Genomic DNA, 13241 nt, shown 5'->3' on the forward strand with positions numbered 1-13241 from the left:
TGGTCACCTGTATTTGCGGAAGGAAAGATTGTATTGTATACCATTTTCTTTGAGCACTTTTAAAGTGGAGAAAAACTTATCCGCATGTTGGATACTTGAAATAAAAAAACGTTCGGATACTTTCCGATCGCCCAACTTAAAATTGACAACGTTATTGATACCGTGTTCAATTGCACCTGCCGTCTCAGTAAAATATCCAAGTGAAGATTGATTAAGAAAAGAATGATAGTGAAACTCAAGGGAATCTATTTTATTGAATTCGAATGCTTCAGTTCCAACTACAATCCTGTCCATTTCAATTTTGATTATTCGCTGCTGGTCAACTTCATAAAGGCTTCGACCATTTCCTCCAACGATTCCAATTATTACCAATACAATCCCCAGGAGAGTACAGGATAATGAAATTGCATCACCGACTTTAAATGCCCATAAACAAATAGAAACTATAAACAACAATGCGCCGACCAACGAAACCAGCATTGAATCTGAATCATTTGTTTTTATAAGAAATGTCTGGAACATCATTAATCCTTTAGAAAATACTCCACACTCCAATAATCTTCTTTAAATGACTTGCCATATTGTCTCAGAACCAGGCTATCATCACTTAAATGGGAAACTTTGTAATAAAAAAAAATCTCACTTCCCGAAAAATCCAACACCAGTTGATCTAAATTATTTCTACTCCACTTACCGGAAACTGTATTACCAACAATATGGTCGTAGTTCTCTATAGAAAATGTTGAATCTTTATGGAAAGTAATTGCTACCAGTCCTTGATTTCTGATTGCCCTTCCGATCAATTCAGCTATCGAGTCCGGATGTCCTTTAACACGTTCCGAAACCAATGAATCAATATTTGACCTGTCATAGTCCAATTGCCGTTCATGTCGCGCTTCATCTAAAACAACAATTTTAGCAGGCAGCCACCTCCCATAAATCGAACTATCTTCCGCATTAGAGCATGCTAAAAACATAAAACCCAGAAGCAATAAGATAAGTCTCATATCTGCCTTTATTTGCTAAAAGGTTTAATAATTCATTTCATAGCTTCCCAGATTTCCGGGCCGGGTTTTGTGCCGGTCATCATTTCAAGCAGGTTAAGCAGGAACTCATTTTCTTCTTCGCCACTATCCTCGATCATTTTCTTGAAGGTCATGTTTGCAATGGGAAACAGGGATGTAAGGTCTAATTTCCAGTTTGCCTGTTCCTTGTAAAAATGAAAGTACATTGGAACTGCATTACCCCGGACAACCAACTGCCCTTTTGCGAAATCCTTGTCGATGGTGACTTCCCCAATGGTATTATTGGCAACGCTGTTTTTGCCTACCATTCCGTTCTTAATAGCGTAGATGAACAATCCTTTCCCATCCATGGACGTTATCTCTTCTTTTGAAGCCCGGTGCCGGAAAGTCAGAATGGTGATTTTATCGATCAGCGGCAGGGAGTTGAGCTTGCTGCTGTCCACATGTTTAGCAGCCTCAAGGATATGATCATAATATTTTAAAGTCCGGGAGTCAACATAGGTCACTGCGTCTTCTCCTTTGTCATTCAGGATTGCAGACTTATAGTTGTCAAAAGCTTTCTTAACTGCGGCAGCATCGGTTGATTGTGCGATTGTAACAATGGATAGGGAAAGAAACGCAAAGAGGGTACAACAAATTTTTATCATGGATTTTTTGATTTAATGGCACGCTGCTTAGCAGCAATGAAGGTGATCATCAGGATTATAAAACCTACTATCATTGGTGTGACCGAAAGTCTTGCCCCCGTGATGCCGTGCCTTTCAAAATTGATAAGCGTCAGCGCTCCTCTGGCAAATGCGATAAAACCAACTATGTAGGAAAGTACAAAGCCCTCGGACTTACCTTTTATCAGCCACACTATGGCCAGCACCGGCATGACCATAGATGCAAGGATAAACGCTCCGAGAACCAGAAATATTTTCTCTATGTCGGGCGACAGCGATTGAAGACCGAAGAATTCTACTGCGTTTGCATGGTCATGCAAGGTCAGCATGCCAATCTTAAGGGGAATAAGGCTGGTAATCGCAAGAACAAAAACAAGGAGTTTGGTTAGACTTTTCATACAGTTGAAAATAGTAAAAGCGATGTTCTCATTATTCTACAGTTAAGGTTTATCATTACAAATATGCGATAATGAAAGTCAGACTCATATATGTCCAGAAAATTGAAAACACCACATGAATGGTTGTCTCAAAAGTTTTTCCTTTCCACAGTTGTGAAGAGTATCCAAAGAATTGGATTACCAGTCTTGCCAACCAAAAAACCCCCAGGCATAAGCAGATCTTTTTTCCCAGGCTTGTATTCACTAGTTCCTGCGCGGAAGTCAGGCACAGTATACCCATAAGTAAAACAACGAATGCTATAAAGAAGGAATGGACATAAAACATTTGCCGGTTGACAATGCTTACCGTACTGAAATCGCGTTTCCAGTCAAAATAACGGGGAAAATACAGGTGAACCAAAGCCAGCATGACCAGCAGAGTTCCTATTATCCTGAGGTGAATTTCCATAAGGCTAGTGGCTACAATTAAAAATTGACATAAACGGCGTGAACTTGGTCTCATTAAAAGTAGAGAAACCGGCCGCTTCAAATGCATGTCTCCAGGTCGTTCTGGAAAAAAAGTGTGTAAACCCGACAGAGAATGCAAGGAAATTGGGAAAATCACGCAGGTGTTCAACCATTACAACTTTTCCACCGGGTTTGCATAACCGATGGCATTCTTTCAGCAACATTACTTTCTCCTCCTGCGATCTGATCTCATGTGCAGCTGATAATAGAAACACAACATCGACCGTCTTGTCCTGAAGCGGAATTGAGTCAGAACTTATCGTCTTTGTATTAGGGTAAATCATGCTCACTTTCCGGGCTCTTTTGATGGCAGGTTCCGTGTGGCGTTTCGAATTATAAAAATCAAACACCCGGATTTCTGAGAGCGGAAATTTTTCTTTCAGGATAAAACTCGTTTCATCAAAGCCAGCGTTAATATTGACAATCAGTCCGGCCTCAGGCCATTCCTGGAAGACCTGTTTTAGCCAGTCGAACCTATAGTACCCGGAAAAATCATACACATAGGCAGAAACAAACAAAGGTATTAGCAGTCCATATATGAATGCCGAAGCGATTATCCATAAAACATCAGCAGGCCACTCTATAAACAACCGACTGATAAACAATGATAGCAGTACTGCAAACCCAAAGACATAATAATGCCTGTTAAAGCTCAGGATATTCAGGACACCCTGGAATTGTCGTCTATTTTGCTCCATTGTTCAATTTTGCCTTTTTTCCAGTAATAGGGAATGTTTCGGATAATAAAAGCGTTGGCCAGCTGAATGTTATCTATCCCGAGTTGTTTGATAAAAGAAAACTGATGATCTACCACCTGAACAGGCATGGGCTTCCAGTCTTTGCGGACGCCTTCGATCACCAGCACTTTTCCGGAAGAAGAATCATAAGTGAATGTAAATGGCAACGGGCCTGCAAACCTCCTTGTTTCTTTCCAGTCGGAAAAGGGCGAGCCAACAGGCAATGGCACATGGTCTCCTCCAGGGATCCGAACTTTCAGGTCAAATCCGGATTTAAGGGAACTAATTTGAAGCAGGTCATCATGCCAGCTCTGAGATATGTCAGTGGTTGAGTAATCATAGTGCGTGAAGATATTCCCGAGAACTTCCATTTTCTTTTTGTTGGTTTCGGATTTCAGGATGTACAATCCCCGCAGGTTTCTGCCCTCCTCGTTCCTGAAACGGACAAACACCCTGTAACCGATAAGAAAAAAATCATTACCCATGAATGCCGGGAATCCTTTGGGTCGCAGGCCTTTCGTTTGCACCATGGCAATGGCAATGAAGGCCCATTTGTCATTGAAAGTATCAAGCTCAAGGCATCCAGGAATCATGTATTGCAATTGCTCCTTAGGAACAGCAAAGGTGAGAACAAGGGAGCTTTCAAAAAATGCTTCAACAGCGAAGGGATGGTTCTTTAAGAATGACAACATATCAGGACTGGTAGGCTAATTTCTTTCCAAGGCAAAACCCATTATAACAGATTAAAAGAACAAAAAGGAAAGCAAAGACTGAATTGATTCGCCCCCAAAGCAGGAGGTCCGGCACAAGTATAAATTCCAGTATGTTCATCGCTGCAATGACAATGACCTGCAATACCGTGTTTAGCCGAGGCCAGATTCCGCTTATGATCCAGCCGGCCATCAGGATTTCTGCAATGCCTATCAGTACAGTCCAAAATCTTGAATTGTTGTCGCCCAGTATGCTTGCAACAATTTCCTCGTGTCTTGGCACGAGGTTCAGAGCTTTGCAAAATAATCCGTTAACCAGCCAGACCGTCGCGATCAAAAAGGTTATCAGCTGGTATTTCTTATTTCCCTTCATTCATATCATCACCGGTTCTTCCTGGCAGCCTCGACCTGACCGTAAGTGGGGATCTGCTGCATAATGGAAGCCCGAATCTGGGTCAGTAAGTACACTTCTGCCTGGTAGAATTCAAAAGCAACCACAGCGTTGGTTGCCGCTTTGATCTTTTTATAATATTCTTCCAGGCTTTTTTCCTGTCCAACCCTGTTTTCAAAATATTTATTTGCAAGAGAATCGGCAGTTGCCGGTGTCATGTTGCCATAAGCATGCGCCGTTTGTTCGTATAACTTGATTCTTGACTTGGCAGTTGCAAGGTTCTTTTGTTGATACTCATCATAAATTTTCCAGAACGCAACAGAGTCTTTTCCAGATACCTGAACCAGTTTGGCTATCGCCTCTTTCTTCTGCACTCCCAGCAAGTTCACAATTGCTTCAGTTTCAGCATCAGAGGTCTGGGCAAAAGAGCTTAGCGTAAAACCCATAAAAAGAACGGCTATCGGGATAATTCTAGTATTCATACCAGTATTTTTTAGGTGATAGCCAAAGTTCAAGGAATTAAGGTAAAATCGACAGATTTAACGGTTACATGGGCTCAGGTTGACTTCTTCTCAAGCACCAGGATGATTTTGTTGAAATCAGCGGCAGCATTGATGATCTTCTTGAATGCATCGTACTGTGTTAAAGGATAAGTCGTCTTCTTGTATTCTTCCATCACTTCAATCATTATCCTGTTTCCCTCCTGCTTATAATTCGAAACGAAACCCATGGTGGTTTGACCGTTCTCCTGGTAGGTATCATTGATAATAAGCTCCTTAAGGTTCTTAACAACATAACCTTCAGGAATAACAAATTCAATCTTCCGACCAAGGGTATGGGGATATGCAACATCCATGGAAAACTGTCTCGGCTTTTCCTGGTACATCTCTACCTGGGGTCCAATTAGGTCACCAATCTTTACCAGCAGTTTACTGCCAGCCTTTTCAATTAACTCGCTGGCTTTTACAGTCGCATTGAGCACAAATGGTTTGTTGTCGGAATAACTTTCAAAATCCTGGTTCTGCAGGCCCGTCGAAACTATATGCTCTGAATTGGTCCCAAACTTCACAAAATCCTTCATGTAAAGTTTTTGTTGTTCAGCAGAAGTGAAGTTAAATACTGCGCGGTAAACACTTGCGGAATAGCCCCGGTAAGAATGACTTGTATTAATAATAAGTGTATCTGTTGTTGCATTCAACTCGGCCTTCGCAATAATATCGCTGGAATTGTGCATATAATCTTCCAATGGCACAGGCTTGATTTCTGCAACCGCAGTGGTAAAACTTCCGATGGTTGTACCCTTGCAAAACAGCGCATAGGTATTTCCCCAATATGGATCGATCCATGGGTAGCGTAGTTCTATCCTGGTAGGTGCGAGAAACTTTTTCTGTCCTACGAAATAAATGAGGTAATTATCGCAGTTGTTCCAGTTTTCAAAACCTTTATCGATAGTAAACTCCGAACGGTTCCCCGCCAGTACAAACTGCATGTCAATGCCCAGTTTGTTATAGACGGCACCGTACAGCCGCATGACACCGACAAAGCCAGCGATCTTATTCTTAAGTATCAATTCAATATTGCGCGCGTCTTCCCCGGTAAAGTCCTCGCGTGTACCAATATTTTTCTTGATATAATTCTCTACAGCGATGATCTTTTCCCTTTCGCCGGCCAGTGTATTCCATTTGTTTTCCGCAATCAGCTTCTCAGTCTTTTTAAGCTCCTTCTCTGTGAATGTGGTATAATTCTCATATACTCTCTTAGCAAATTCATTCCAGGTAAAAAGGCGTTCCGTAGCACTTCTCGCTGCATTATAGGACAGCTTGAATTCCACCCGCGCCAGGTTGGCTGTATAGGTGGAATATTTTTCATTTTCCACACCGGCCAGATCCTTCATTTCAACATTCGAATATCTCTTGGCATTTAAAACAGTGTCGGAGGATTTTACATCACTGTTGTAGGTCTTCATATCAAATGTCAATCTTTCCGGTGACACAACACTTAACTGTGCCTGCAATACCGGGATCCCCATCTGCATCACCTCCCGACCAAAAAAGCTACCACCCATCTGAAAAGTATAGTAGTACTCAATTTCGCAGCCTTTTACCAGGCCATCCATTGCGAAGATCTTATAGAGAGTATTGTCTTCCTGCAGATCCTTGATGTTCTTTTTATCAAGCTCAATTATCTTTCCGCCTGGCAAAATGGCTCTTGCCTTGATGTCCACCAGGTCTGAATTGTCTGAAACCGGCAGGTATATTTTATTAAAGCTTTCAATCCCCTTGTCATCGTTTATATGAACAATTTTATGCAGCGTTTTGTATGCCTGCACACTGCCTTTGGCATCATCGATAAATTCGATTCTCCGGATATCAGACAGGATCACTGCAGATTCATCACTGAACCGGCTGTCAATTTTGTGAAGGGTTGGTTTTTCCTTCCAGGTTTCCCTGTCAATTGCAGGAATAGCCTGGCTATAAGCCGTAGCAAGCATGAACAGCGAAAGGGCACTGAGCGTAAGTTTCTTCATATATAAGGCAGGTTACTTTTTTGAAAGGGAAATGGTTTCTTTATAGGCTGGGAAAAGATTCTCAAGCACTCTGTTCCACTGCTGGAATTTGTCCGGTGTTATCAGGAGGTGGTTGTTATCAAACTCCTGCGTGAGTATAATCTGGTTATTCTTTTGTTCGTACCTGATCTCAAATCCCCACATATCATTCCTGAAAGATTTCCCGCCAGGCATGGCACTCACTTTATAGCCCTCAGGAATTCTCAATACAGTTATATACTTTCTCTTATTCAGAAATGTATATGCAACAGGCATTTGCCGCTTAGGAAAGTCGATCTCCTCGTGCTCATAATGCTTGAACAGGTTCAGGTTCAGAAACCATTCGTCGTCAATCTTCCTGGCATAACCCTGCAGATCAAACTGTGCTGTAAGCGTAATATTATTAAAATCCGACCGATCGCCGATCTCAAAATTCGTCAGGTTGAACCTGTTGGAACCCCGATAGAACCGGCTTTTAAAATATTTCTCCAGGTCTTTTCCGCTATATGAAACGAGCTGCCTGTGCATGTCCATGGAGTAGTAACCGCTCAGCTTCAGTTTAATATTTCCTTTGATCCCTGTTTCAGTAAGTTCCACAAAAGTAGAATCTTCAATAAGGTTTTTCTCTTTTTCGATAACCGGAACTGCAAGGATCTTGTATTCATTCTCATTTATCGCCACCATTGCTTCCTTTCCCTGGGTAAAGGCGGAAGGCACGCCAAAAGCACAGTGGGAATCTGTACCATCCAGGAAAAGGAACCGGTCGTTCAGCCTGACAGTACAGATCATATGATTGTCTACTATCGGCAGCGGCGTTTCGGTATAATGATATGGCAGGTCTCGGGTTCCGATCCACGTGAAGTAGGCGGGGACTTTCGCGGCGTTAAGCATAACCGTCAGAATGCTGCTCATATCCTTACAGTCGCCAAACCGCCTGGCACATACCAAGTTAGCATCTCTCGGCACAAACCCTTCCATCCCGTCTTCGAAAGCAACATATTTGATATTGTCCTGGACCCACTTATAGATCCGCTTTGCGCGCTCTTCAAGAGATACTACATTTTTTGTCAGGGAATCAACTATGGATCGTAACTCCGGGCTGACCTCCTTATTGATGCCTTTTATAAAGCCCTGGTTAAGCTTGTACAGGTCGTCCGTGTTGGCAAGGTAGCTAATGGTTTGACCTTTTTCATCCTGATACTTTTCAATATAAAACACCACATGGAGGGCGTAGTAGGAATTGTCCGGCGCATCCGCGTAAGGTCGTTCACCTTTTAAATCATTAACCCGGAAAGTGTACACGGTTTCATTACGCCGGCTATCGTGCTGAAACTTAACCTTGTCACGGTCGTTGCCCTTAATAATATACTTTACAGACATCCCCTTAGGAAAGCTGATCGTCAACTCACCGCTAACCAGGGGTATAAACCGTGTAAAGTAATGAGGTGACAACAAGTGCGGATCCTTATGGATCCTGCTCAGGTTCAGATTGCCCACAGATCCGTAAGCAATTCCGGGAAAATCAAAACTTGTTTCCTTCACATCGTCATAAAAAACACCAGAGGAAAGACTGTTGGCAGTTTTGAAATCTGTCACTTTAAACTTTTTACCATCTGCAGTTTTGGTGAATGCTTCATATCCTTTCAACTCATGAAATCCACTCTGGTAAAAACTGTACTTGCTCATGTATGCACCGGCATTTGCAGAAAGGTAAAGGATCTTTTGTGACTCAGTGCTTTCAACATATGGCTGCCCGTCCTTAACTGATAGTTGGTAAGCAATAGAATGATCCAATACTACAGCTTCTTCGCCGGGAAATTTTAACGCTAATTCCTGAACAGATTGAGCCTGTAGGAAATTCGGCATGAAGCATGCCACAATAACAAGAAAATGCCTGTAAGTTGTTAACTGACTCATTTTTTAACTGACAATAGTTTCCCGTGATAGTAATTGTGTGTTTCTTTCAGTTTCCCATTCAGGTCATAGATCTTTACCTGTCCATGATAGTTGCCATTATAGAATGTACCCTCCTCCCTCAATAATCCTTTTTCGGTGTATTCCTTATATGGCCCGTGGCGAACGTCATTTACAAATGAATGATCCGATTTCAACTGGCCATTTTCGTAGTATTCCCTGATCGGACCATCAGTAATCCCATAAGCATCCACTCTTTCGTACCAGGTCTTTCCGTTCGCGAACAGGATCTTATTGAGGCCATGAATTTTTCCGTCCCTGAATTCATTTTCAACCGCCTGGCTACCATTCTGGTAAAAGCTCTTAAGTTTCCCATTACCGGCAAGAATGGGAACTTCAGGCACAAGGTTGCCGGTTTTATCCAGGTAAGAATAACCAACCTGCAGGTCATCTTTATAGCGGAGCTGATAAGCAAGATTGCCTGAAGGATCAAATTTCCTGGCAAATCCATGACGCAGACCTTTTTCGTAAGGGACTTCCAGGTCGGTCTTTCCATTATCAAAATAATACGTTGCGAAACCATGAAGCTGACCGTCGATGTACTCTTCGGAATAAGTCAGTTTTCCCTGGCGGTTATAATATTTCCATAGCCCAGACTTTTTGCCCATCTGGTATTGCCCTTCAACACCAGGCTGGCCACCATAGTAGTAATTTTTGTAGGTGCTGTCAAGTTCACCCTTTTTATAATATTGTATTACATAGGGTGACCCGTCAAAAAAGTAGAAGCGGTAAAGACCTTCAAACTGTCCCTGCACATAATTTCCTTCAAAAGCGGTCTTTCCGTTCAGGTGCACACCACTGAATTTGCCACTACCCTTTTTCATTTCAACCCGATGGATCACCTTACCGGTCGTATCATACTGCGTCATTTCTTCCATCACGCCAGACGTGTATTTTGTATCATACTCCATTTGCCCATTAACATAAAATTCATCTTTATGCCCGTCCAGTTCATCATTAAAGAAATAGCTGACTGCACTAATATTTCCTAACTCATCATAGTACAGCCATGGACCTTCCGCGACATTGTCCTGGTACCAGCCTTCGCTCTGGATTCCTCCGTGCTCAAAATAGTTCTTACAGTAGCCATGTTTTTTGTCATCCTTGTAATTCACAATGGAGCTGACTTTCCCGTTAGCATAATAGCCGGTACTGGTGCCATTGAGTGATCCTTCGTGGTATTCGCTGGTCTGGCTCACTTTACCTGAATGGAAATAATCCGTTTGGATGCCTTCGGCGTTGCCCATACCGTTATATTCAACCTGAGTACGTTGCATACCCTGCGGATAAAATTTTGTAAGACTGAGCTTGTTACCTTTAGCTTCTGAGGTGCTGATAAGTTTCCCGGATTTATCATAATACCTGGCAGTCTTGAGTTTGCCATTTTCAAAAAAGAAAACAGAGAACATCTTTCCGTCTTCATCAAAATATTTCACTTCACCATCCGGACTTCCTTTTTTATAGCTGTACTTCGAAAAGAGCTGGCCGTTGTCATAATATTCCTCATACAGACCTTCCGCTGTTCCGTCTACATAAGACTGGGATGTATTGAGTTTGCCATTGTCATGAAACCTTTTCCAGGTGCCTGTAGGCTTATCCTTGGTATACTGACCATCTGTTGCAAGTGTTCCGTTCTCATGCCATGCTTTGTAGAAACCGCTCAACTCGCCATCAACGTATGTACCTTCCGATTCCTTTCTGCCGCTTTTATAATAAGTTTTGAAGTTGCCGTTTGACCGGTCGTTTGCATAACTCTCAACTGACATAAGGCCGCCGTTACTGAAAAACCGCTTCCGTTCACCCTGTAATTTGCCGTCGCCATAGTTGGCAATAACGTGTGTCCTGCCAGAATAGAAATAACGGGTGCCTTCTGCTTCCAGGTTATCATTCTGATAGCCAGCTCTTGAAGACACCTGCCCGTTTTGATAATAGTATACTTCGTTACCATTCTGCTTTCCATTTGTATACGAAACCTGAACTTTGAGGTCACCATTGGCGAAATAATATTCCCAGGGACCATCCAGCTCCCCCTTTGAATCGAAGCGACCTTTGGATTTTATGTTGCCGCCCGGGTAGTAGAAGATCCAGTCACCGACAAACGTTTCGTTGTTATTGGTAGTTTTTCCCTTTCCAGTGAACTTCCCTCCTGAATAATGATAATAGATCTCGCTGGCATCACGCTTCGCAAAGATGAGCTCACGAGTGCTGCGGATTTTGTTTAAGTACGCTACAATTTCTTCTATAAGGGCATCAATTTCTTTTTTGTTCTTCTTATTGTAGCTTTTGATTTCCGGCAGGTTAACGCCGGAAAACATATAGTTAACGAGGTGTTCAAATTTACCCGACCTGAATAACTTACTATAAAGAGGCATGTAGAATTGCATCCAGAAATCACTGCTTCCTTCCGCAAAATCCAATTTTTCAAGCACTACCTGGATCTGGCGGGAAATAGCATCATCCAGTTTAATGATCGGCTTGTATTTTTTATCAAGTGCAATCTTTGATTGTAAGATCTGCTCCGGTAAGCTGTACTCTTCAGCCTGTTCTACAGTTCGGTTGCTAACGTAACCATTTATTTCGTCCGTGTTTTTGGCAATGGAGTTCAGGATAGTAATAGAGGTATTGCTGTATTGTCCTTCTGGCGAAATAATAAGATAGCTCATAAAAGAAAGCATGGAAGGCACCAGCAGACCCTGCTGTATAGAAACAATACCAAGCTTATAATGTGCACTGGCTGTATACGGATCAATCAACAGGCATTGCTGGAATGCTGTTTCCGCCTCCTTAAACTTCTCCAATCGCATAAGCGTGGTGCCCTTGTTCAGGTACAACATGTTATAGGCGGGATAGATCCGCAGGGCTGAATCATAAATATGCAGGGCCCGTTGCGGGTCACCGAGATTATCCACCAGGTTTCCGTACTGTGTCAGCAGTTCAGGCAGTCTTTCCCGGTCAGTTTTTTCAGCCATGGCCCGTTCAACAACCTGCAAACCTTTCTGGTACTGGCTGTCTGCCGAATAACTCAGCGCAAGCTCATACAGCGCGTAAACGTAGTTTGTATCGCTGCGGTTTACTTTGCTATACAGGTCAATGGCTTCCTTGTATTTGCCTTCATCGTGCAGTTTAATGCCGTCTTCTATGATTTTGCCTGAGTTGATGAGGGGATTTTTTTCCTGGGCGGACAAATTCGACAGGCAGACGAGGGCTACGGAAAGCGCCAGAAGCAACTTCTTCATAGGGAGAGCAGAGGTTTAGTTTAGGTTCAGGTTTTGGTGAATTTGAAAAATCGCGTAAAAAGACATAATAATTTTGAAAATAACAAGCAAGACAGATTAAGAATTCGAAGTTTATGCAAATCCAGGCTGTGATACCGCCAATATATAACAGTGTTATTTTATATGATTATTATCCCCTGTAGTTGGGAGGTTTTTCACACCCCGAATTGCAACAAATGATGGTTCAGGTGTTTGTAGAACATGGTATTCCATTCGCTTGCTGACATCCTGCCAAAAGAAATGTTTTCCAGTCCTTCAAAATGTTGTTCACCCAGCTGCCGGGTTTTCTGAATATTGCGGATCAACCTTTCCTTTTCCGCCTCGAAATTCCTTTCGTCGGTTATGATAAACTCAGGGGCAGTTCTGCTGTTCCTTTTGTAAGGTTCAGGACGCAGCACATACTTCTTAACTATTTTCTGCAGCAGGAATTTCTTGAGGAAATTCGGCTTGCTGAATTTTTCCGGTTCGAAAGTGTAGGCATAAGGAACATTGCAGTGCGCAATCATCTGCCCGACATTCATCTTACCCCACTGTGCTTTGCTTGCAGGACTGAGACTATTGATCCTGCTGATCAATTCGTCAGTGTCCTGTTGGTTAAAAATGCTTTTCATCATTATTATTATTCAGAGTTGTTTCTTGAGCAATATATCGCTCAAAGGTCAAAACCGTTATTATGCCGAGCGTATAAGCTAATAGATCCCACCATTCAAAGCCGTGACCAATGACTGTCCTGGCTAACTCGTTACCAGACAGGCCAAGTCGATCCAGGATCCGAAAGTATTGCAACAGCTCAACTGTATATGCAAAAAGCAATACGCCTATTGCCAGTTTTATCGGATTGGCTTTAATGATTGCCCTTAGAGAACAATAAATAAGAATAACAACAAGGTAATCCCCAAAATAAGGTCTGAAGAACCTATCGCGAACGAACAGTGCAATGAGTACTTCAATAATAAAGAGAATAAAGGCTAATAGAAAATATCTACGGCTGAAGCTTAACATGAACGAAAAAAT

The 13241-nt window shown here is 42.4% G+C and carries 14 protein-coding genes; all 14 read right to left on the bottom strand.

The genetic code is table 11. The features are described from left to right. Positions 1-3: 3 nt before the first annotated feature. The 14 genes from OI18_RS17405 to OI18_RS17470 all read right to left on the bottom strand — a co-directional run bounded on the left by OI18_RS17405 (position 4) and on the right by OI18_RS17470 (position 13229). A complete protein-coding gene (locus tag OI18_RS17405; RefSeq protein ID WP_152616865.1) occupies positions 4-555 on the bottom strand; it encodes a hypothetical protein in 552 nt (183 codons plus the stop codon). After that, positions 525-1007, bottom strand: a complete 483-nt coding sequence (locus OI18_RS17410; protein ID WP_039142096.1) for a hypothetical protein — start codon at positions 1005-1007, stop codon at positions 525-527. The genes OI18_RS17405 and OI18_RS17410 overlap by 31 nt, the downstream gene beginning before the upstream one ends. A gap of 32 nt (positions 1008-1039) precedes the next feature. Continuing rightward, positions 1040-1672 (bottom strand): hypothetical protein, encoded by a 633-nt coding sequence (locus OI18_RS17415; RefSeq protein ID WP_039142099.1) that lies wholly within the window; start codon positions 1670-1672, stop codon positions 1040-1042. Then, positions 1669-2088 carry a hypothetical protein gene (locus OI18_RS17420; protein ID WP_039142102.1) on the bottom strand — a complete coding sequence of 140 codons (420 nt, stop codon included), beginning with the start codon at positions 2086-2088 and terminating at the stop codon, positions 1669-1671. The genes OI18_RS17415 and OI18_RS17420 overlap by 4 nt, the downstream gene beginning before the upstream one ends. Positions 2089-2143: 55 nt before the next feature. Beyond that, a complete protein-coding gene (locus OI18_RS17425; protein ID WP_039142104.1) occupies positions 2144-2536 on the bottom strand; it encodes a hypothetical protein in 393 nt (130 codons plus the stop codon). A 4-nt stretch (positions 2537-2540) separates the two neighbouring features. Next, entirely contained in the window at positions 2541-3293 is a 753-nt protein-coding gene (locus OI18_RS17430) for a class I SAM-dependent methyltransferase (RefSeq protein WP_039142106.1), read from the bottom strand. After that, positions 3257-4024 carry a DUF2071 domain-containing protein gene (locus OI18_RS17435; protein ID WP_205410068.1) on the bottom strand — a complete coding sequence of 256 codons (768 nt, stop codon included), beginning with the start codon at positions 4022-4024 and terminating at the stop codon, positions 3257-3259. The genes OI18_RS17430 and OI18_RS17435 overlap by 37 nt, the downstream gene beginning before the upstream one ends. A 1-nt stretch (position 4025) precedes the next feature. Further along, positions 4026-4415 (bottom strand): DoxX-like family protein, encoded by a 390-nt coding sequence (locus tag OI18_RS17440; protein WP_039142109.1) that lies wholly within the window; start codon positions 4413-4415, stop codon positions 4026-4028. An 8-nt stretch (positions 4416-4423) separates the two neighbouring features. Then, on the bottom strand, positions 4424-4915 hold the full coding sequence (locus OI18_RS25270; RefSeq protein ID WP_152616866.1) for a hypothetical protein: 492 nt from the start codon (positions 4913-4915) through the stop codon (positions 4424-4426). A gap of 74 nt (positions 4916-4989) precedes the next feature. Continuing rightward, positions 4990-6960 carry a DUF3857 domain-containing protein gene (locus OI18_RS17450; protein ID WP_039142113.1) on the bottom strand — a complete coding sequence of 657 codons (1971 nt, stop codon included), beginning with the start codon at positions 6958-6960 and terminating at the stop codon, positions 4990-4992. A gap of 12 nt (positions 6961-6972) precedes the next feature. After that, positions 6973-8895, bottom strand: a complete 1923-nt coding sequence (locus tag OI18_RS17455; protein ID WP_039142116.1) for a DUF3857 domain-containing protein — start codon at positions 8893-8895, stop codon at positions 6973-6975. Beyond that, on the bottom strand, positions 8892-12188 hold the full coding sequence (locus OI18_RS17460) for a tetratricopeptide repeat protein (protein WP_039142118.1): 3297 nt from the start codon (positions 12186-12188) through the stop codon (positions 8892-8894). The genes OI18_RS17455 and OI18_RS17460 overlap by 4 nt, the downstream gene beginning before the upstream one ends. A 194-nt stretch (positions 12189-12382) precedes the next feature. Beyond that, positions 12383-12838, bottom strand: coding sequence for a DUF1569 domain-containing protein (locus OI18_RS17465; RefSeq protein ID WP_039142282.1), 456 nt, complete (start codon positions 12836-12838; stop codon positions 12383-12385). Continuing rightward, positions 12822-13229 (bottom strand): ribosomal maturation YjgA family protein, encoded by a 408-nt coding sequence (locus tag OI18_RS17470; RefSeq protein ID WP_052273335.1) that lies wholly within the window; start codon positions 13227-13229, stop codon positions 12822-12824. The genes OI18_RS17465 and OI18_RS17470 overlap by 17 nt, the downstream gene beginning before the upstream one ends. Between the last annotated feature and the right edge of the window lie 12 nt (positions 13230-13241).

The sequence above is a fragment of the Flavihumibacter solisilvae genome (genome assembly GCF_000814475.1).
GTDB classification, from domain to species: domain Bacteria; phylum Bacteroidota; class Bacteroidia; order Chitinophagales; family Chitinophagaceae; genus Flavihumibacter; species Flavihumibacter solisilvae.